A 21,192-nucleotide genomic window follows, 5' to 3' on the forward strand; every position below is an offset into this window, starting at 1 on the left:
GTAGAGTGCCGTTCCGCTTTTCTGTTCAAGGCTTTCCGATGTCCAAGACCTTCGATATCGCCGTCATCGGCGCCACCGGCACCGTTGGCGAAACCCTGGTGCAACTGCTGGAGGAGCGCGGGTTTCCGGTCTCCACTCTGCATCTGCTGGCCGGCAACGCCTCGGCCGGACAGGCCATGGCGTTCCGCGGCAAGAACCTGCGGGTGCGGGAACTGACCGACTTCGATTTCGCCCAGGTACAGCTGGCGTTCTTCGCGGCAGGCGAGGAAGTCGCCCGGCAATACGGTGCCAGGGCGCATGCCGCCGGCTGTTCCGTGATCGACCTGAGTGGTGGCCTGGAGCAGGCGCTGCCCGTGGTGCCGGAAGCCAATGCCGAGGCGCTGGCCGGCGCGAACGCTCCTTATCTGTTGGCCAGCCCGGCGCCGGCCGCGACCGCCCTGGCCGCGGTGCTGGCGCCATTGCGCTCCGCGCTCGGCCTGCGCAGGATCACCCTGACGGCGGCCCTGGCGGTTTCCGGCCTGGGGCGCGCCGGGGTCAGCGAGCTGGCCAGGCAGACCACCGAGTTGCTCAACATGCGCCCCCTGGAGCCTCAGCTGTTCGATCGCCAGATCGCCTTCAACCTGCTGGCCCGGATCGGCGAGGAGGAGGGCGGTCATGCGCATCTGGAGCGGCGGATCGCGGCGGAGCTGAAACAGGTGCTGGCCGTCGATGGCCTGAAGGTATCCGTCACCTGCTGCGTCGCCCCGGTCTTCTTCGGCGACAGCCTGGCGGTGTACGTGCAGACGGACGAACCGGTGGACCTGGCGGCGGTGGCGCAGCGGCTGGAGCGACAGCCGGGCATCGAATTGGTGGAGAGTGGCGACTATCCGACCGTCGTGGGAGATGCGGTGGGGCAGGATGAACTGTATGTTGGTCGCCTGCGCGCCGGCCTCGACGATCCCGCGGAGCTCAATTTGTGGATTGCGTCAGATAATGTGCGAAAAGGCTCGGCGCTCAATGCTGTGCAAATTGGCGAGTTGTTGATAAAACACTATCTGTAAAAGATACTTAGCCCCAAATTTGAAGAATTATTCTAGCTTGGCAATACTGTTTTGGTAGTTTCGCTGGCGGGGAACCGGCTCAGGCGGGTGCAGGCAGCGGGCTTCAGAATCGTCTCGTTTGACGAGAAAAAAAGATAAAACAAGGGATTACGCTATGGTTCGGGTTCGCAAACTGGTGCTGGCAATCGCAGCTGCTTCCGCGCTGACCTCGGGTACGGCACATGCGCTGGGGCTAGGGGAGATCGACCTGCAGTCCTCGCTGAGCCAGCCACTGGTGGCGGAGATCGAGCTGCTGGAGGTGCGTGATCTGTCTCAGGCGGAGGTGAAACCCAGCCTCGCATCGCCGGATGAATTCAACAAGGCGGGCGTCGAGCGTCAGTATTTCCTGACCGACCTCAAATTCACGCCGATCATCAAGCCCAACGGCAGGAGCGTGATTCGCATCACCTCGACCAAGCCGGTGCGCGAGCCCTACGTCAACTTCCTGGTCGAAGTGCTGTGGCCCAATGGCCGCCTGCTGCGCGAATACACCCTGCTGCTCGACCCGCCGATGTACTCGCCTTCGCCGGTGCTGACCGCGCCGCGCCTGCCGGTGGCGGCTGCCCCCGCACCGCGTCCGCAGGCCGCCGCGCCCGTGCCGCGCCCCGTGACCCCTTCCGCCAGTGCCCCGGCTCGTCCGGCCGCTCCTCCGGCCCCTGCCGCGGCTGCCGCTCCGGTGCCGGCTGCAGCCCCCGCCGCCCGGATCGACGGTGACCAGTACAAGACCACCTCCAACGATACCCTCTGGGAAATCGCCCAGCGCAGCCGCCAGGGCGGCTCGGTGCACCAGGCCATGCTGGCCATCCAGGACCTGAACCCGGATGCGTTCCTCGGCGGCAACATCAACCGCCTGAAGAGCGGCCAGGTGCTGCGCCTGCCGACCGATGCCCAGGTCAAGAGCCGCAGCCAGTCGGAAGCCCTGGCCCAGGTCTCCGAGCAGAACAATGCCTGGCGCGAAGGGCGCAGCGTCGCAGCCAGCGGTGCTCGCCAGCTGGATGCCACCAAGCGCGATACCGCCGGTGCCGCTCCGGCCAAGGCCGATGCGAAGGACAATCTGAAACTGGTGGCCGCCGACGGCGGCAAGTCCACCGCGGGCAGCGACGCCGGAACCGGCAACAGCAAGGCGCTCAGCGACCAGCTGGCCGTTACCAAGGAAAGCCTGGACTCCAGCCGTCGCGAGAGCGAAGAACTGAAGGGGCGCCTGTCCGATCTGCAGAGCCAGTTGGACAAGGCCCAGCGCCTGATCGAACTCAAGGATAGCCAGCTGGCCAAGCTGCAGGCCGATCTGGCACAGCAGAACAATGCCGCCGCGACGCCGGCACAGCCCGTCGCTCCCGCCGTCCCGGCCCAGCCGGCGGCCGAGGCTCCGGCAGCACCGGTCGCGCCGGTCGTCGAGCCCAAACCTGCGGAAGTCCCTCCGGCCGAAGTCAAGCCGGCGGAGCCCGCACCCGCACCTGCGGATGCGAACCCGGCCGAGAAACCGGCGAGCCCGGACTTCAACTACGAGGAATCGGCCCCAAAGCCCACGCCGGCTGAGCCGGCTGCCCAGGCGCCTGCCACCCAGCCGGCCGCTCCGGCGGTTGCACCTCAGCCGGCTCCGCCCGCCAAGCCTGCCCAGGCGCCGAAGCCTGCCGCGCCGGTGGCTCAGACGCCCGCGCCGCAAAGCATGCTCGACGAAGTGCTGGGCAACCCCATGCTGCTCGGCGCCATCGGTGGCGGTGCGCTGCTGGTGCTGCTGCTGGGTCTGATGATGCTCTCCCGTCGCAACGCGATGAAGGAAGCGGAACTGCAGAACAGCCTCGCGCCGCAGGACGATAGCCCCACCTTCGCCAACGAAATGGACCTGCCGGACGACAGCTTCGCCGGTCTGGACGATACCGCCAGCGACGCCGCGTTGCGCGATCAGGCCGAAGAGCGCGTTGCGCCGCAGACCGCCGATGCACTGGGCGAGGCGGACATCTATATCGCCTACGGCAAGTTCAGTCAGGCCGCCGAGCTGCTGCACAACGCCATCAACGACGAGCCGCATCGCAGCGACCTGCGCCTGAAACTCATGGAAGTCTACGCCGAGCTGGGCGACCGTGAAGGCTTTGCCCGCCAGGAGCAGGAGCTGCGCGAGATCGGCGGCTCCGCCGGTGCCATCGATCAGCTGAAGGCCCGCTACCCGGCCATGGCGCTGGCCGCTGCCGCGGCTGCAGGTGGCGTCGCCGCTGCCGACGCGCTGGATGACTTCAGCCTGGACGATCTGACCCTGGACGAGCCAGCTGCCAAGCCTGCCGCCGCGGATGACTCCTTCGACCTGAGCCTGGACGACCTCGATGTCGCTCTCGACGAGCCGGCCGCTCCTGCTGCTCCGCTCGCCGAAACCGGCTTCGACGACCTGGAGCTGGATTCCAGCTTCGGCCTCGATGCGCCGTCCGCCCCGGCAAGCTCCACTGCCGGCAGCGACATGGACTTCGATCTCGACTTGGGTGGCGACAGCGCGAGCACCAGCGACAGCCTCTCGCTCGACGACGATCTGGCCGACTTCAGCCTGGATCTGGAGGCCGAAAGCAAGCCGTCCGTGGCCGCCGCCGAGGACGACTTCATGCTGAGCCTGGACGACGAGCCGCTGGTTTCCGAGGCGCCGGGTGCGGCGACCGATCTGGACATGCCGGCCGACTTCGACCTGTCGCTGGCCGACGAGGCGCCGGTCGCCCCGGCCGAAGACAGCTTCGCCGCGCAACTGGACGAAGTGTCCGCCGAACTGGACGACCTGAGCAGCGACCTCTCCGCCGATCTGCCGGCCGCCCAGCCGGACGCCTCCTCTACCGCAGCAGGGCTGGATGTGGACGACGATTTCGACTTCCTCTCGGGCACCGACGAAACCGCCACCAAACTGGACCTGGCGCGGGCCTACATCGACATGGGCGACAGTGAAGGCGCCCGCGACATCCTCGACGAAGTGATCGCCGAGGGCAGCGACGGCCAGCAGCAGGAAGCGCGCGAGCTGATCGCCAAACTGAGCTGATCCATGTCCGAAGCAACATCCTCAGGGGCGGCCGAAATGGCCGCCCCTGGCGTTTTCAGAATCGCCCTTGGCGTGGAATACAAGGGCACCCGCTACCGTGGCTGGCAGCGCCAGGATAATGGCGTGCCGACGGTGCAGGAGTCGCTGGAAAAGGCGCTATCCCAGGTTGCAGACGAGCCGATCGGCCTGATGTGCGCTGGGCGTACCGATGCCGGTGTGCATGCCAGCGGCCAGGTGGCCCATTTCGACACACGCGCCGAGCGTCCGCTCAAGGCCTGGGTGATGGGCGCCAACGCCAATCTGCCTGCCGATATCAGCGTGACCTGGGCCAGGGTCATGCCGGCGCATTTTCATTCCCGCTTCAAGGCCTGTGCCCGGCGCTACCGCTACGTGATCTACAACGACCATATCCGCCCAGCGCATATGGCCCAGGAGGTCACCTGGAATCACCGCCCGCTGGAGGTGGCGCGGATGCGCGAGGCGGCGCGTCTGCTGGCCGGCACCCATGACTTCACCTCGTTCCGCGCGGTGCAGTGCCAGGCCAAGTCGCCGGTGAAGACGGTGCATCACCTCGAAGTGATCGAGCATGGCCGCTTCATCGTCATCGACGTGCGCGCCAATGCCTTCCTCCATCACATGGTGCGCAATTTCGCCGGGGTGCTGATGACCATTGGCGCGGGCGAGCGCGATCCATCCTGGGTGAACGACATACTGGCGGCGCGGGACCGTCGCGCCGGCGGGATCACGGCCCATCCCTATGGCCTCTATCTGGTGCAGGTCGAATATCCCGAGGAGTTCGAGCTGCCGCAGCGCTACCTGGGGCCGCATTTCCTTTCCGCATTGCCGCAAGACTTCGGCTGAAACTGCCCCGAGGCTTTGTTACCATCCAAGTCCGTTTTTCAGAAGGTGCCAGCAGGTTGACAGCCATTCGCGTCAAAATCTGTGGAATCACCCGGGTCGAGGATGCCCTGGTCGCCGCCGCGGCCGGCGCCGATGCCATCGGGCTGGTTTTCTATGCCAGGAGCCCCCGAGCGGTCGACGTCGAGCAGGCGCGGGCGATCATCGCCGCGCTGCCGCCTTTCGTGACCACGGTCGGCCTGTTCGTCGATATGGAGCGCGCCGAACTCGAAAGGCTCCTCGCCAGCGTGCCGCTCGACCTGCTGCAATTCCATGGCGACGAGTCGCCCGAACAATGCGAAGGGTTCAACCGTCCCTATATCAAGGCCCTGCGGGTGAAGGCGGGCGACGACATCGCGGCCCGGGTGGAACGCTATCCGGGCGCCAGCGGCATATTGCTGGACACTTATGTGGAGGGTGTGCCGGGCGGAACCGGCGCCGTCTTCGACTGGTCTCTGGTGCCGCAGACGCTGAGCAAGCCGGTGATCCTCGCCGGCGGACTCCATTCCGATAACGTCGCCTCGGCGGTGGCCCGGGTGCGTCCCTATGCGGTGGATGTCAGCGGTGGAGTGGAAGCGAGCAAGGGCATCAAGGATGCGGAAAGGATCGGCGCGTTCATTCGCGCGGCGCGCGGCGGTTGATGTGACGACGGCCGGATGCCTGCCGTCCATAAGCCATTGTGCCCCTGCCGGAGGCTGGCGACAGCCGCCGACGGCCTGAATCAGACTCGCCCGGGCCGCCGAAGGCCCTGCAACAGTTACGGAGAGCAAGCATGAGCAACTGGTTGAGAGACAAGCTGATCCCTTCGATCATGCGTTCCGAGGTCAAGAAGAGCTCGGTGCCCGAAGGGCTCTGGCACAAGTGTCCGTCCTGCGATGCCGTGCTCTATCGCCCCGAGCTGGAAAAGACCCTCGACGTTTGCCCCAAGTGCAACCACCACATGCGCATCAATGCCCGCGCCCGCCTGGACCTGTTCCTCGACGAGGACGGCCGCGAGGAGCTGGGTGCCGAGCTGGAGCCGGTGGACCGCCTGAAATTCCGCGACAGCAAGAAGTACAAGGACCGTCTCGCCGGCGCGCAGAAGGAAACCGGCGAGAAGGACGCGCTCATCTCCATGAGCGGCAAGCTGCAGGGCATGCCCGTGGTGGCCTGTGCCTTCGAGTTCAGCTTCATGGGCGGCTCCATGGGCGCCATCGTCGGCGAGCGTTTCGTGCGTGCCGCCAACGTCGCCCTGGAGCAGCGTTGTCCGCTGGTGTGCTTCGCCGCCTCGGGTGGTGCGCGCATGCAGGAGGCGCTGATCTCCCTGATGCAGATGGCCAAGACCAGCGCCGTGCTGGCGCGCCTGCGCGAGGAGGGGATTCCTTTCATCTCGGTGCTGACCGACCCGGTCTACGGCGGTGTTTCCGCCAGCCTGGCCATGCTCGGTGACGTGATCGTCGCCGAGCCGCGTGCGCTGATCGGTTTCGCCGGCCCGCGGGTGATCGAGCAGACCGTGCGCGAGAAACTGCCGGAAGGCTTCCAGCGCAGCGAATTCCTGCTGGAACATGGCGCCATCGACATGATCATCCACCGCAACGAGCTGCGTCCGCGCCTGGCGCGCCTGCTGGCGCAGCTGCAGCACCTGCCGACCCCGTCTTCGATCCCGGTCGCGGCTCCGGTCTCGGCCAGCGCATGAGTCGATCCCTCGCCGACTGGCTGAGCTACCTGGAGCAACTGCACCCCAGCGCCATCGACATGGGGCTGGAGCGCTCGCACGAGGTGGCTCGCCGGCTTGGCCTGGGCAAACCGGCGCCGCTGGTGATCACGGTCACCGGTACCAACGGCAAGGGGTCCACCTGCGCCTTCGTGGCTTCCCTGCTGCGCGAGCAGGGGCTCAGGGTCGGTGTCTACAGCTCCCCCCATCTGCTGCGCTACAACGAGCGCGTCCAGCTCGAAGGCCGTGATGCCTCCGACGAGGAGCTGTGCGAGGCGTTCGCCGCGGTCGAAGCCGGGCGTGGCGAGATTTCCCTGACCTATTTCGAGATGGGCACCCTGGCGGCCTTCTGGCTGTTCGAGCGCGCCGCGCTGGATGCGGTGGTGCTGGAGGTCGGCCTGGGCGGTCGGCTGGACGCGGTCAACCTGGTCGATGCCGACCTGGCGCTGGTCACCAGCATCGGCCTCGATCATGCCGACTGGCTCGGCGATACCCGCGAATCGGTGGCCTTCGAGAAGGCTGGCATCCTGCGCCAGGACAAGCCCGCCCTGTGCGGCGATCTCGACCCGCCGCTGCCGCTGCTGCAGAAGGTCGCCGAGCTGGATTGCCCGCTGTTCCTGCGTGGGCGCGACTACGACCTGGCCGTGCGTGGCGATGGCTGGGACTGGCGAGGGCTCACGGCGACCGGCCAGGTGCTGGAGCTGCATGGCCTGCCGCTGCTCGACCTGCCCATGGAGAACGCGGCCCTGGCCCTGCAGGCCTATGCGGCGCTCGGCCTGGCCTGGCAGCCGGAGCGTCTGGCCGCGGTGTTGCAGCGTACCCGGGTGACCGGTCGCCTGGATGTGCGGCGGCTGAACTGGCAGGGCAAGGCGCTGACGCTGCTGCTGGACGTCGGACACAATCCCCACGCCGCCGAGTACCTGGCGTCGCGGCTGGCGGCACGCCCGCTGCAAGGGCAGCGTCTCGCGGTGTTCGGCCTGCTGACCGACAAGGATCTGGGCGGCGTGCTGGCGCCGCTGCAGCTGGAAGTGCAGGACTGGGCGGTGGCGCCGCTGGACAGCCCGCGTTCGCGTCCGGCTGGCGAACTCGAGGCGGCGCTGCGCAACCTGGGCGCGGAGGTGCATGCCTGCGCCTGCGTGGCAGAGGCTTTGCTGGTACAGTGTGGCCGGGCGAACGAGGGTGACGAGATCCTCGTGTTCGGATCTTTCTATTGCGTGGCCGAGGCCCTGGAGTGGCTCGGCCAACAGGCGGAGGCAAGCGATGGCAGTGCTGGATAAGGGGCTCAAGCAGCGTATCGTCGGCGCACTGGTGCTGGTGGCTCTTGCGGTGATCTTCCTGCCCATGCTGTTTTCCCGTGAAGACGAGATGCGCCAGGTCACGGTGAACGCGCCGGCGATGCCGGAAAGACCGGCCATGCCCGAGGTGGCGATGGACCCGGTGGTGGTGCCTGAGCCGGTGCCTGAGGACGAGGTGCCGCCGGTGGAGCCGGTGCCGCAGTCGCCCAGCGAGCCGATCACCGCGCTGCCGAGCCAGCCCGTCGCCGAGCCCAAGCCCCAGCCTCAGGCCCAACCGCAGCAGCCCGCGGCCACCCCGGCGCCGGCGCAAGCCCAGGCTCCGGCGGCGCAGAAACCGGCCAGCGGCCTGGATGCCAGCAACCTGCCGGTCAGCTGGTCGGTGCAGCTGGCCAGCCTGTCCAGCCGCGCCGGTGCCGAGAAGCTGCAGCAGACCCTGCGCAGCGGCGGCTACAACGCCTATATCCGCACCTTCGACGGGATGAACCGGGTGTTCGTCGGCCCCGTCATCGAGCGCGCCGAGGCCGATCGCCTGCGCGACCAGCTCAACCGCCAGCAGAATCTCAAGGGTTTCGTGGTGCGCTTCCAGCCGGAAAAAGGCTGACCGGCGCCATCGCGGCATGCCGGCCCGGCTTACCGGGCCGGGCTCGCTCTGCTAGAATTCGCCGCCTTTCCCGTCTGTAGGCAGCAACGTGGCATTCACTTGGGTCGATTGGGCGATCATCGCCGTCATCGCCATTTCCAGTTTGATCAGCCTGCGCCGCGGCTTCTTCAAGGAAGCCCTGTCACTGCTGACCTGGATCGTCGCCGGCGTGGTCGCCTGGATGTTCGGCGGCGCCCTGTCGCAGCACCTGACGGATTTCGTCGAGACGCCGTCGATGCGCGTCATCGCGGCCTGCGCCATTCTCTTCGTGCTGACCCTGCTGGTCGGCGCGCTGATCAATTTCCTCATCGGTGAGCTGATCCGGGTGACCGGCCTGTCGGGCACCGATCGTTTTCTCGGCATGGTCTTCGGCGCGGCGCGCGGGGCCCTGCTGGTAGTGGTACTGGTGGGGCTGGCAAGCCTGGCGCCGGTGCAACAGGATCAGTGGTGGCAGCAGTCGACCCTGCTGCCGCATTTTCTGATGGTGGCGGACTGGTCGAAGAACCTCATCCTGAGCCTGACCAGTCAGTGGCTCGTCAGCGGCATCACGGATACGCCCGAGCTGCCGTTCAAGGAGGCGTTCTCGCAGCCTAAACTGCCTGAGAGCCTGTAGTTTTCCGATTCACAACACAGAGGTTGCGTCACATGTGCGGCATCGTCGGTATCGTCGGTAAGTCCAACGTCAATCAGTCCCTGTACGACGCGCTTACCGTGCTCCAGCATCGCGGCCAGGACGCTGCCGGCATCGTCACCAGCCACGACGGACGACTGTTCCTGCGCAAGGACAACGGCCTGGTGCGCGATGTCTTCCAGCAGCGCCACATGCAGCGCCTGGTGGGCAACGTCGGCATCGGCCACGTGCGCTATCCCACCGCCGGCAGCTCCAGTTCCGCCGAGGCGCAGCCGTTCTACGTCAACTCGCCCTACGGCATCACTCTGGCGCACAACGGCAACCTGACCAACGTCGAGCAGCTGTCGCGCGAGATCTACGAATCCGACCTGCGCCACGTGAACACCAATTCCGACTCGGAAGTGCTGCTCAACGTGTTCGCCCACGAGCTGGCGGTGCGCGGCAAGCTGCAACCCACCGAGGAAGACGTGTTCGCCGCCGTCGCCGGCGTGCATGCCCGCTGCCGTGGCGGCTACGCGGTGGTGGCGATGATCACCGGCTACGGCGTGGTCGGCTTCCGCGACCCGCACGCGATCCGCCCGATCGTGTTCGGCCAGCGCCACACCGACGAGGGCGTGGAATACATGATCGCCTCCGAGAGCGTGGCCCTCGACGTGCTCGGCTTTAGCCTGATCCGCGACCTCGCCCCGGGCGAGGCGGTGTACATCACCGAGGACGGCAAGCTGCACACCCGTCAGTGCGCGGAGAACCCGCAGTACTCGCCGTGCATCTTCGAGCACGTCTATCTGGCCCGCCCTGACTCGCTGATGGACGGCGTGTCGGTGTACAAGGCGCGCCTGCGCATGGGCGAGAAGCTGGCCGAGAAGATCCAGCGCGAGCGCCCGGGCCACGACATCGACGTGGTCATCCCGATCCCGGACACCAGCCGTACCTCCGCCCTGGAGCTGGCCAACCACCTGGGCGTGAAGTTCCGCGAGGGCTTCGTCAAGAACCGCTACATTGGCCGCACCTTCATCATGCCGGGCCAGGCGGCGCGCAAGAAGTCGGTGCGCCAGAAGCTCAATGCCATCGAACTGGAGTTCCGCGGCAAGAACGTGATGCTGGTGGACGACTCCATCGTCCGCGGCACCACCTGCAAGCAGATCATCCAGATGGCCCGCGAGGCCGGCGCCAAGAACGTCTACTTCTGCTCGGCGGCCCCGGCGGTGCGCTACCCGAACGTGTACGGCATCGACATGCCGAGCGCCCACGAGCTGATCGCCCATGGTCGCAGCACCGAGGAAGTGGCCGAGCTGATCGGCGCCGACTGGCTGATCTATCAGGACCTCGACGACCTGAAAGAGGCCGTCGGCGGCGGCAAGATCAAGATCGAGCATTTCGACTGTGCGGTGTTCGACGGCCAGTACGTTACCGGCGACGTCAACGAGCACTACCTGAACAAGATCGAGCAGGCGCGCAACGACGCGGCCAAGGCGGGCGGCCCGGCTGTCAGCGCCATCATCGATCTGCACAGCGACTGATGCCGGGGCGGCCCTTGGCCCGGAGGCGATCCGGGGGAGGGCGGCGCGGGATTCCCGGAGCGCATCCGGGCCACGTTTTTCATGAGGTAGCGATATGACGCAGGAATGGGATGCCGGTCGCCTGGACAGCGATCTCGTAGGCGTCGGCTTCGACACCCTGGCGGTGCGCGCCGGCCAGCACCGTTCGCCGGAGGGCGAGCACGGCGAGGCCATGTTCCTCACCTCCAGCTACGTGTTCCGCAGCGCCGCCGACGCCGCCGCGCGCTTCGCCGGAGAGGTGCCGGGCAACGTCTACTCGCGCTACACCAACCCCACCGTGCGTGCCTTCGAGGAGCGCATCGCCGCGCTGGAAGGCGCCGAGCAGGCGGTGGCCACCGCCTCGGGCATGGCCGCGATCCTGGCGATCGTGATGAGCCAGTGCAGCGCCGGCGACCACGTGCTGGTGTCGCGCAGCGTGTTCGGCTCGACCATCAGTCTGTTCGAGAAGTACCTGAAGCGCTTCGGCATCGAAGTGGACTATCCACCGCTGGCCGACCTGGCTGCGTGGGAAGTGGCGTTCAAGTCGAACACCAAGTTGCTGTTCGTCGAGTCGCCGTCCAACCCGCTGGCCGAACTGGTCGACATCGCCGCCCTGGCCGAGATCGCCCATGCCCGCAAGGCGCTGCTGGTGGTAGACAACTGCTTCTGCACGCCGGCACTGCAGCAGCCGCTGAAGCTAGGCGCGGACATCGTCATGCACTCGGCGACCAAGTACATCGACGGCCAGGGCCGCGGCCTGGGCGGTGTGGTGGTCGGGCGCAAGGCCGAGATGGAGGCGGTCGTGGGCTTCCTGCGCACGGCCGGCCCGACCCTCAGCCCGTTCAATGCCTGGATGTTCCTCAAGGGCCTGGAGACCCTGCGCGTGCGTATGCAGGCCCAAAGCGCCAGTGCCCTGGAACTGGCCCGCTGGCTGGAGACCCAGCCGGGCATCGAGCGGGTCTACTACGCCGGCCTGCCGAGCCATCCGCAGCACGAGCTGGCCAAACGTCAGCAGAGTGCCTTCGGCGCGGTGGTGAGCTTCGAGGTCAAGGGCGGCAAGGAAGCGGCGTGGCGTTTCATCGACGCCACCCGGGTGATCTCGATCACCACCAACCTGGGCGACACCAAGACCACCATCGCCCATCCGGCGACCACCTCCCACGGTCGCCTGTCGCCGCAGGAGCGGGCCAATGCCGGCATCCGCGACAACCTGATCCGCGTCGCCGTGGGCCTGGAAGACGTGGCGGACCTCAAGGCCGATCTGGCTCGCGGACTGGCCGCGCTGTGATCGCCTGCTCAAGTACCTGGGCGCGAGTCCGGGCCTTGTTTCTGCCCGGCGGAAGCCTGTTTCAGGCGCCCTGTACGTAGATACCGCCCTCGTGATTGGCCGCAATGGCAATCTTGCCGGGGACTATGCAGACGAAACCTTCGAACAGCACGTCGTAGTTCCACCGGCCATCGGGAAACACATCCCTGAGCGGCATGGCGGCAAGCCCGGGGTTGCGGCTATGGCCGCAGCGCAGGACCAGAACGCGGGTATCCAGGTGATGGGACAGCGGCGGTCTGTTCAGCAGGGTGGCGATGGGTTCGTTCGGATAGGCATCGCAAGAGCGGCTCAGCGGCCAGCCGTCCAGGGGCGAGAGCTTGTTCCACCGGGCCGGCGGAAGGCTGAAGAGATAGGACCACCTTTGCGCCTTGCCCGGGGCGATGGCCGCGAACATGGCTTCGATGGCGGCGCTGTCTTCGCTGCTGGGCTGCATCCCGCGGGCTCTGCCGTCAATCGTCGTCGCGCAGGTCGATGGCGCCGGCCCCCGGCTTGTCGAACAGGCGCTCGGCGTCGCCCGGCAGCAGGTTCCTGCCGCCGTCGTTGCCGTCCAGCACGCTGATGTCGCGGTACTTCTTGCCCGACAGGCTGGCCATGCCCGCACGGTCGCGGATCACGGTCGGGCGCAGGAACACCATCAGGTTGCGCTTGATGTGGGTGTCCTTGGTCGAGCGGAACAGGCGGCCGAGCAGGGGGATGTCGCCCAGCAGCGGCACCTTGGAGTCGGTGCTGGTGACGTCGTCCTGGATCAGCCCGCCGAGCACGATGACCTGGCCATCGTCGGCGAGGATCACGCTCTTGATCGAGCGCTTGTTGGTCACCAGATCCACCGCCTGGGCGTTGACGCCGGTGCTGGGGGCGATGGAGGAGATTTCCTGTTCCACTTCCAGGCGCAGGGTGGCGCCGTCGTTGATGTGCGGGGTGACCTTGAGGGTCACGCCGATGTCCTTGCGGTCGATGGTGGTGAAGGGGTTGTTCGCCCCGGAGGCGTCGGTGGTGTAGGAGCCGGTCTGGAACGGCACGTTCTGGCCCACCAGGATTTCCGCCTGCTGGTTGTCCAGGGTCAGCAGGCTCGGGGTCGACAGCAGGTTGCTCTTGCTGTTGGAAGAGAGGGCGGTGATCAGCGCGCCGAAGCTGTCCGTGCCGATGCCGATGATGGCGCCGTCCGGCAGGCTGAGGTTGTCGGGAATCTCGTTGTCCTGCATGGCGCGCAGCACCGTGCCCACGGAGAGGCCGGTATTGCCGAAGCTGACCCCGCCCGCGCCGCCGGTCTTGCCGCGGGCGTCGACCGCCCACTGCACGCCGAGGGCGTCGCTGATGTCGCCGGAAATCTCGACGATGGCCGCCTCGACCATCACCTGGGCGCGCGGCACGTCGAGGTTGCGCACGATGTCTTCCAGGGTCGCCACCGTGTCCGGGTCGGCCAGCAGGACCAGGGCGTTGAGGCTCTCGTCGGCGCGGATCAGGATGTTCTGCGGCTTGCTCTTGGTGGTGTCCGCGCCACCTTCCTGGTTCTTCAGGCCTTCGGAGATGTCGCCCAGGGTCTCGGCCAGGCTCTTGGCATCGCTGTGGCGCAGGCGGATCACCCGTGCGTTGGCCGAGCGGGTGCTGGGGATGTCCAGCGAGCGGGCGAGGTTGGCCAGGCGCTGGCGGGCAGCGGGCGGGCCGAGCAGGATCAGGCGGTTGGTGCGGGCGTCGGCGATGACCCGGGTGCCCGAGCCGTCCTTGCGTTCGTTGCGCATCACGCTGTTGTTCAGCACTTCGGCGGCGTCCAGCACCCAGGCGTGCTGCAGGTTGATCACGTTGTAGTCGCCGCCGCCCTGGGCGTCGAGCTGGTTGATCAGCTCGCGGATGCGCTCGATGTTGGCGCGCCGGTCGCTGATGATCAGCGCGTTGGAGGCGGCCACGGCGGCCAGGTGGCCGTTCTGCGGCACCAGCGGGCGGATCAGCGGGATCAGCTCGTTGACAGAGGTGTGCTGCACCTGGATCAGCTCGGTGAGCACGTCGTCCGGCGCACGGCGGCCGCTGTTGGCGCCGCTGCGGGCCTCGGTGATCGGCACGATGCGCGCTTGCTCGCCCTGGGTCAGCACGCTGAAGCCGTGGGTGCTCATCACCGAGAGGAACAGCTGGTAGACCTCTTCCAGGCCCAGCGGAGTCTTGGAGATGACCGAGACCTGGCCCTTGACCCGCGGGTCGACGACGAAGGTCTCGCCGGAGATTTCCGCCACCTGGTCGATGAAGTCGCGGATGTCGGCGTCCTTCATGTTGATGGTCCAGGTTTCCGCACCCTGGGTGGCGGCCGCCGGCTCGGCCGCGAAGGCCGGCGGCAACGCGGTGCCGAAGCAGCCCGCGGTCAGCAGAAGGACGAGGGGCAGGTGCTTCCGCGACAGGAATTTGGAGTCGATCATGGGTTCTATTCGGCTTCCGGGGTTTCGGGTTGCGGCACTTCTTCGCCGCCTTCCATGCGTTGTTGAAGTTGCTGGATGCGTTGCTGCAGGGCCTGGACGTCCTCGTCCTGCAACTGCTCCAGCTGTTGGGCGGTGGGTTCCTGCGGCGCGTACGGCGAGGGCGCGGCGGAGTAGGGCGTCAGCGAGGGCGAGCGCACGGCGGGGAAGCGCAGGCTTTCCTCGCTGCCGCCGCGGTCGAGCACCACACGGTCCTGATGCACCGCCTGCAGCCGGGTGCTGGCGTTGACCTCGTCGCCCACCGCGATGCGCTTGGGCTTGTCGCCGGCCACCTGGATCACGGCGGCCGAGCGCTTGGGGTCCGGGTTGACGAAGCTGGCCAGCAGGGTCATCTGCTGCTTGGTGGGTGGCGCGTGCTGGTCGCCGGCCTGCCGCGCGGGCACGCCGAACAGGTTCTGCAGCCGCTGGCTGGACACCTGCCGCGGCTGGTCGGCAACGGAGGGGGCCGGCGTGCCGGCGGGTGCCTCGCTGCGCAGCAGGCGCAGGTAGTCGACGCTCTGTTTGCTCAGGCTCAGGGTGATGAGCAGCACGACGAGCAGGCAGGTGAGAGTCACCCCATGGCGCTGCAGCCAGGCGGGAGGGCGAATGCTGGTAGCGCTCAAGACATGAATCCCCCGGTCTTCTTCTTATTCCGGCGTGCAAGCTCTGAGCGGCTCGCATCGCATCGGCCCGTACTCTGCGGGCGCCGCCAACCATACCGCAAGTCTTCCATGCGTGGCGCGCCTGTCTGATCCATCTGCACGCCGCTTGTCGTTACCGTGCGTCGTGTCGCAGTCGGAAGCGTGAAACGTTTCGAAACTTCCTCGGAACGAGTCGCTATCATCGGCCTCCACATGCTTCCCGTTCAACAATAAAAATAAGCCTGACGGATCGCTGCAATGGATGATCGCAAGACGACTACCCCGGCAGTCGCGGGTTTTGCCCGTGAAGAACTGCTGGAACTGCTCAACCACTGCGAGCAGTTTCCGCTGACCGTGCTGCTCGCGCCCGCCGGTTCCGGCAAGTCGACGCTGCTGGCCCAGTGGCAGGCGGGCAGGCTCACGCGCAGTGTGGTGCATTTTCCACTGCAGGCGCGTGACAACGAGCCGGTGCGCTTCTTCCGTCACCTCGCCGAGGGCATCCGCGCCCGGGTGGAGGACTTCGACGTATCCTGGTTCAACCCCTTCGCCGCCGAGATGTACCAGGCGCCGGAAGTGGTGGGCGAGTACCTGGCGGATGCACTGAACCGCATCGACGGCGGCCTCTATATCGTCCTGGATGACTTCCAGTTCATCGGCCAGCCGACCATCCTCGAGGTGCTGTCGGCCATGCTCGAACGGCTGACGGCTACCACCCGGGTGATCCTCTCCAGCCGCAACCACCCCGGTTTCTCGCTCAGCCGCCTGAAGCTGGAGAACAAGCTGCTGTGCATCGACCAGCACGACATGCGCCTGTCGCCGGTGCAGATCCAGCAGCTCAACGCCCACCTGGGCGGGCCCGACCTCAGCCCGGCCTACGTCGACAGCCTGATGGCGATGACCGAGGGCTGGATGGCCGGAGTGAAGGTGGCCCTGCTGGCCTATGCGCGCTTCGGCACCGTGGCGCTGGAGCGCTTCAACGGCAGCCAGCCGGAGATCGTCGACTACTTCGGCCACGTGGTGCTCAAGCGCCTGTCGCCGCAGATGCACGACTTCCTGCTCAGCTGCGCGATCTTCGAGCGTTTCGACGGCGAACTCTGCGACAAGGTCTTCGAGCGCACCGGCTCGGCGCTGCTGTTGGAGGAGCTGGCCGCCCGCGAGCTGTTCCTGCTGCCGGTCGACCAGTATCCCGGCTACTACCGCTACCACGCGCTGCTGCACGACTTCCTGGCCAAGCGCCTGGCGATGTACCAGCCGCAGCAGGTGGCCGTGCTGCACCGCCGCGCGGCGCTGCACTTCAGCCAGCGCGGCGATCTGGAGCAAGCCCTGCAGCACGCCCAGCGCAGCGACGACCGGGCACTGTTCCGCAACCTGCTGGAGGAGGCCTGCGAACAGTGGGTGCACAGTGGCCACTTCGCCGAGGTGCTGAAGTGGCTGGAGCCGCTCAGCGAGGCCGGCCTGCGCGACCAGCCACGCCTGCTGGTACCGATGATCCTATCGCTGACCCTGTCGCGGCGCTTCCACCAGGCGCGCTACTGCCTGGATGAACTGGCGCTGCCCCAGGGCGACCGGCCGGGTCTGGACGCGCCGACCCGGCAGTTGCTCGCGCTCAACCTCGAACTGTTCCAGTACGACCTGGCCTTCGACCCCGGCGAGCGCTGGTCGGAGCTGCTGGCGCCGGGCATCGCCTCGGACATCCGCGCCCTGGCCCTGACCATCCTCGCCTACCACCACCTGATGCACGGGCGCCTGGAGCAGTCGATCCAGATGGCGCTGGAGTCCAAGGCGCTGCTGGCGCGCACCGGCCAGCTGTTCCTGGAGAGCTACGCCGACCTGATCATCGCCCTGTGCAACCGCAACGCCGGGCGCGCCACCAGCGCGCGCAAGGACGTCTGTCACGACTACCAGCGCACCGAGCGCTCGTCGCCGGCCTGGCTCAACCGGGCCACCGCCATGGTGGTGGCGCTGTACGAGCAGAATCAGCTGGCGGCGGCCCAGCAGTTGTGCGAGGACCTGATGGCGATGGTCACCTCGTCGTCGGCCACCGAGACCATCGCCACCGTGCACATCACCCTGTCGCGGCTGCTCTACCGGCGCCAGTCCCAGGGCCGCGCGGGGCGCCTGCTCGAACAGCTGTCGCGGATACTCCAGCTGGGCAACTACGAGCGCTTCGCCAGCCAGGCGGCGCAGGAAAGCATGCGCCAGGCCTACCTGGACGGCCGCCCGGCGGCGCTGGACGCGCTGGCCCAGCGGCTGGGCATCGAGGAGCGGCTGGCGGCCGGCGAGTGGGAGCGGGTGCGGCCGTACGACGAGTGCTGGGAGCGCTACGGCCTGGCCGCCGTCTACTGGCTGGTGATGCGCGGCGCCCAGCCGCGCGCCTGCCGCATCCTCAAGGTGCTGGCGCAATCGCTGCAGCAGAGCGAGATGAAGGCGCGGGCGCTGGTGGTGGAGGCCAATCTGCTGGTGCTGAGCGCGCCGCAGCAGAGCCCGGAACAGCAGATCAAGGCGCTGCTGGCGCTGGTCGAGCGCTTCGGCATCGTCAACATCAATCGCTCGGTGTTCGACGAGGCGCCGGGCTTCGCCGAGGCGGTGTTCGGCCTGCTGCGCTCCGGCCAGCTTCAGGTGCCGGAGGCCTACAGCGAGGCCTATGCCGAGTTTCTCCTGGCCGAGAGCCAGGCGCCCTCGGCGGCGCTGCCGGACCTGGTGAGCCTGCTCACCGACAAGGAGGCGGAGATCTTCGCCTGCCTGCTCAAGGGCCTGTCCAACACCGAGATCAGCGCCAGCACCGGCATCGCCCTGTCCACCACCAAGTGGCACCTGAAGAACATCTACTCGAAGCTCAACCTCTCCGGCCGCACCGAGGCCATCCTCGCCATGCAGCAGCGCGGCGCCTGACCGGGTACCTGAGCAGATACCCGACCTGGCACCGACCGACGGTAGCTCCCTTTTCCCCTTTCCCCTCCCACAGGAGGGGGGAGGGCGAGCGGCGAATCCCTAATCTCCCGCCAGCCGGAAACGCCGGCTTCCAACCGTAATTAGTACAAGAATAATCGGGAGATACGCCATGTCCGTCTGGGTCACGTGGCCGAGCTTGGTCAAGTTCGGTACCTTGGGCATCTATGCAGGTCTGATCACCCTCGCGCTGGAGCGCGATGCGCTGTTCAAGAACAACCTGTTCGATGTCGACAACCTGCCTGCCGCCAACGCCACCATCACCTGCGATGCGCGCAGCCAGGTGGCCCGCACCGAGGATGGCACCTGCAACATCCTCTCCAACCCCGCCGAGGGCTCGGTCTACCGTCGCTTCGGCCGCAACGTCAATCCGAACGTCACCCACGGCGAGACCGAGGCCGACACCCTGCTCAGCCCCAACCCGCGCGAAGTCAGTAACGTGCTGATGTCCCGCGGCGAGTTCAAGCCGGCGCCCAGCCTCAACTTCATCGCCGCCTCGTGGATCCAGTTCATGGTCCATGACTGGGTGGAGCACGGCCCCAACGCCGAGGCCAACCCGATCCAGATCCCGCTGCCGGCCGGCGACGTGCTCGGCTCCGGCACCATGTCCGTGCGCCGCACCCAGGCCGACCCGACCCGCACCGCGGCGGAAGCCGGCAAGCCGGCCGCCTACCGCAACCACAACACCCACTGGTGGGACGGCTCGCAGCTGTACGGCAGCGACAAGGCCACCAACGACAAGGTGCGCGCCTTCGTCGACGGCAAGCTGAAGATCAACGCCGACGGCACCCTGCCGACCGAGCTGATCAGCGGCAAGCCGATCACCGGCTTCAACGAGAACTGGTGGGTCGGCCTGAGCATGCTGCACCAGCTGTTCACCAAGGAGCACAACGCCGTCGCGGCCATGCTCAAGCAGAAGTACCCGGACAAGGACGACCAGTGGCTGTACGACCGCGCGCGTCTGGTCACCTCGGCGCTGATGGCCAAGATCCATACCGTGGAGTGGACCCCGGCGGTGATCGCCAACCCGGTCACCGAGCGCGCCATGTACGCCAACTGGTGGGGCCTGCTGGGCTCCGGACCGAACCGCGACAAGTACCAGGACGAGGCGCGCATGCTGCAGGCCGACCTGGCCAGCTCCAACTCCTTCGTCCTGCGCATCCTCGGTATCGACGGCAGCGGGGCTGGTAGCTCGGCAATCGACCACGCCCTGGCCGGTATCGTCGGCTCTACCAACCCCAACAACTACGGCGTGCCTTACACGCTGACCGAGGAGTTCGTCGCGGTGTACCGCATGCACCCGCTGATGCGTGACAAGGTCGACGTCTATGACATCGGCTCCAACGTCATCTCGCGCTCGGTGCAGCTGCAGAACACTCGTGACCGCGACGCCGAGAACCTGCTGAACGGCGAGCACCCGGAGCGTATGTGGTATTCCTTCGGTATCACCAACCCGGGTTCGCTGACCCTCAATAACTACCCGAACTTCCTGCGCAATCTCTCGATTCCGCTGGTCGGCAACATCGACCTGGCAACCATCGACGTATTGCGTGATCGCGAGCGTGGCGTGCCGCGCTACAACGAATTCCGTCGCGAGATCGGCCTCAACCCGATCACCAAGTTCGAGGACCTGACCAAGGACCCGGCCACCCTGGCCAACCTCAAGCGCGTGTACGGCAACGACATCGAGAAGATCGACACCCTGGTCGGCATGCTGGCCGAGACCGTGCGTCCGGACGGCTTCGCCTTCGGCGAGACGGCCTTCCAGATCTTCATCATGAACGCCTCGCGCCGCCTGATGACCGACCGCTTCTACACCAAGGACTACCGCCCGGAGATCTACACCCCCGAAGGCCTGGCCTGGGTCGAGAACACCACCATGGTCGACGTGATCCGCCGTCACAACCCGCAGCTGGAAAGCAGCCTGGTGGGCGTGCAGAACGCGTTCAAACCCTGGGGCCTGAACATCCCGGCCGACTACGAGACCTGGCCGGCCAAGGCCAAGCAGGACAATCTGTGGGTCAACGGCGCCATGCGTACCCAGTACGCCGAAGGCCAGCTGCCGGCCATCCCGCCGGTCAACGTCGGCGGCCTGATCAGCTCGGTGCTGTGGAAGAAGGTGCAGACCAAGTCCGACGTGGCGCCGGCCGGCTACGAGAAGGCCATGCACCCCAACGGCGTGATGGCCAAGGTGAAGTTCACCGCCGTGGCCGGGCATCCCTACACCGGCCTGTTCCAGGGCGCGGAGAACGGCCTGCTGCGCCTGTCGGTGGCCGGTGATCCAGCGAAGAACGGCTTCCAGCCGGGCCTGGCGTGGAAGGCCTTCGTCGACGGCAAGCCGTCGCAGAACGTGTCGGCGCTCTACACCCTCAGCGGTCAGGGCAGCAACCACAACTTCTTCGCCAACGAGCTTTCCCAGTTCGTCCTGCCGGAGACCAACGACACCCTGGGCACCACGCTGCTGTTCTCGCTGGTCAGCCTGAAGCCGACCCTGCTGCGGGTCGACGACATGGCCGAAGTGACCCAGACCGGCCAGGCGGTATCCTCGGTCAAGTCGCCGACGCAGATCTACTTCGTGCCGAAGCCAGAACTGCGCAACGTGTTCTCCACCTCGGCCCACGATTTCCGCAACGATCTCGTGACCCTGGCCTCCGGCACCAAGCTGTACGACGTCTACGCGACCTCGATGGAGATCAAGACCTCGATCCTGCCGTCCACCAACCGCAGCTACGCCCAGCAGCGTCGCAACAGCGCGGTGAAGATCGGCGAGATGGAGCTGACCTCGCCCTTCATCGCCTCGTCCTTCGGTGACAACGGTGTGTTCTTCAAGCACCAGCGCAGCGAAGACAAGTAAGCTCCACCGCTAGACGAGAACCCCGGCAACCGCCGGGGTTCTTCGTTTGTGGCCCGCTAAATCCGCCTCCGGTGTAGGGTGCGCCGTGCGCACCGGCAAGCCCCTGTATGGCCGGCACACGCTACCTCGGCCATCGCCATGAATTTCTCCACATTGCGGATTCCGACCCTCGGCCATAACAATTCCCCGCTAACGTG

15 protein-coding genes are annotated in these 21,192 nt (G+C 66.9%); 12 read left to right on the top strand and 3 right to left on the bottom strand.

The annotated features are described in order from the left end of the window. Window positions 1-38 precede the first annotated feature (38 nt). From N7640_RS09910 to N7640_RS09955, 10 genes are all read left to right on the top strand, one after another. Window positions 39-1,040: an aspartate-semialdehyde dehydrogenase gene (locus N7640_RS09910; protein WP_279902194.1), complete on the top strand. Its 1,002-nt coding sequence runs from the start codon at window positions 39-41 to the stop codon at window positions 1,038-1,040. 154 nt (window positions 1,041-1,194) lie between these two features. After that, on the top strand, window positions 1,195-4,089 hold the full coding sequence (locus tag N7640_RS09915) for a FimV/HubP family polar landmark protein (protein ID WP_279902193.1): 2,895 nt from the start codon (window positions 1,195-1,197) through the stop codon (window positions 4,087-4,089). A gap of 3 nt (window positions 4,090-4,092) precedes the next feature. Continuing rightward, a complete protein-coding gene (gene truA, locus N7640_RS09920; RefSeq protein WP_279902192.1) occupies window positions 4,093-4,950 on the top strand; it encodes a tRNA pseudouridine(38-40) synthase TruA in 858 nt (285 codons plus the stop codon). Window positions 4,951-5,006: 56 nt separating this feature from the next. Further along, on the top strand, window positions 5,007-5,627 hold the full coding sequence (locus N7640_RS09925; RefSeq protein WP_279902191.1) for a phosphoribosylanthranilate isomerase: 621 nt from the start codon (window positions 5,007-5,009) through the stop codon (window positions 5,625-5,627). Window positions 5,628-5,758: 131 nt separating this feature from the next. After that, a complete protein-coding gene (gene accD / locus N7640_RS09930; protein WP_279902190.1) occupies window positions 5,759-6,661 on the top strand; it encodes an acetyl-CoA carboxylase, carboxyltransferase subunit beta in 903 nt (300 codons plus the stop codon). Further along, the gene (gene folC / locus N7640_RS09935) at window positions 6,658-7,956 is read left to right on the top strand and encodes a bifunctional tetrahydrofolate synthase/dihydrofolate synthase (protein ID WP_279902189.1); all 1,299 of its coding nucleotides are present in this window, start codon (window positions 6,658-6,660) and stop codon (window positions 7,954-7,956) included. The genes accD and folC overlap by 4 nt, the downstream gene beginning before the upstream one ends. Continuing rightward, complete coding sequence (locus tag N7640_RS09940; protein WP_220813306.1) at window positions 7,940-8,575, top strand: SPOR domain-containing protein; 636 nt, start codon at window positions 7,940-7,942, stop codon at window positions 8,573-8,575. Before folC ends, N7640_RS09940 begins: the two co-directional genes overlap by 17 nt. An 88-nt stretch (window positions 8,576-8,663) precedes the next feature. Beyond that, window positions 8,664-9,227, top strand: coding sequence for a CvpA family protein (locus tag N7640_RS09945; RefSeq protein WP_279902188.1), 564 nt, complete (start codon window positions 8,664-8,666; stop codon window positions 9,225-9,227). A 32-nt stretch (window positions 9,228-9,259) separates the two neighbouring features. Then, a complete protein-coding gene (gene purF / locus N7640_RS09950) occupies window positions 9,260-10,765 on the top strand; it encodes an amidophosphoribosyltransferase (protein WP_279902187.1) in 1,506 nt (501 codons plus the stop codon). Between the two features lie 94 nt (window positions 10,766-10,859). Beyond that, window positions 10,860-12,071 carry an O-succinylhomoserine sulfhydrylase gene (locus N7640_RS09955; RefSeq protein ID WP_279902186.1) on the top strand — a complete coding sequence of 404 codons (1,212 nt, stop codon included), beginning with the start codon at window positions 10,860-10,862 and terminating at the stop codon, window positions 12,069-12,071. Window positions 12,072-12,132: 61 nt separating this feature from the next. Here N7640_RS09955 and N7640_RS09960 read toward each other — a convergent pair whose 3' ends face one another. From N7640_RS09960 to N7640_RS09970, 3 genes are read right to left on the bottom strand one after another with little or no spacing between them, the layout of a single operon-like run. Next, window positions 12,133-12,543, bottom strand: a complete 411-nt coding sequence (locus N7640_RS09960; protein ID WP_279902185.1) for a hypothetical protein — start codon at window positions 12,541-12,543, stop codon at window positions 12,133-12,135. Between the two features lie 16 nt (window positions 12,544-12,559). Beyond that, window positions 12,560-14,515 carry a type II secretion system secretin GspD gene (gspD, locus tag N7640_RS09965; RefSeq protein ID WP_279902184.1) on the bottom strand — a complete coding sequence of 652 codons (1,956 nt, stop codon included), beginning with the start codon at window positions 14,513-14,515 and terminating at the stop codon, window positions 12,560-12,562. Window positions 14,516-14,520: 5 nt separating this feature from the next. Beyond that, window positions 14,521-15,174 (bottom strand): type II secretion system protein N, encoded by a 654-nt coding sequence (locus tag N7640_RS09970; protein WP_279902183.1) that lies wholly within the window; start codon window positions 15,172-15,174, stop codon window positions 14,521-14,523. Window positions 15,175-15,450: 276 nt separating this feature from the next. Here N7640_RS09970 and N7640_RS09975 point away from each other — a divergent pair, with 276 nt between their 5' ends. Continuing rightward, window positions 15,451-18,084, top strand: a complete 2,634-nt coding sequence (locus tag N7640_RS09975) for a LuxR C-terminal-related transcriptional regulator (protein ID WP_279902182.1) — start codon at window positions 15,451-15,453, stop codon at window positions 18,082-18,084. 169 nt (window positions 18,085-18,253) lie between these two features. Beyond that, window positions 18,254-20,995, top strand: coding sequence for a peroxidase family protein (locus N7640_RS09980; RefSeq protein WP_279902181.1), 2,742 nt, complete (start codon window positions 18,254-18,256; stop codon window positions 20,993-20,995). Window positions 20,996-21,192: the final 197 nt, after the last annotated feature.

It is taken from the genome of Pseudomonas sp. GD04015, from assembly GCF_029837675.1.
GTDB lineage: Bacteria > Pseudomonadota > Gammaproteobacteria > Pseudomonadales > Pseudomonadaceae > Aquipseudomonas > Aquipseudomonas paralcaligenes.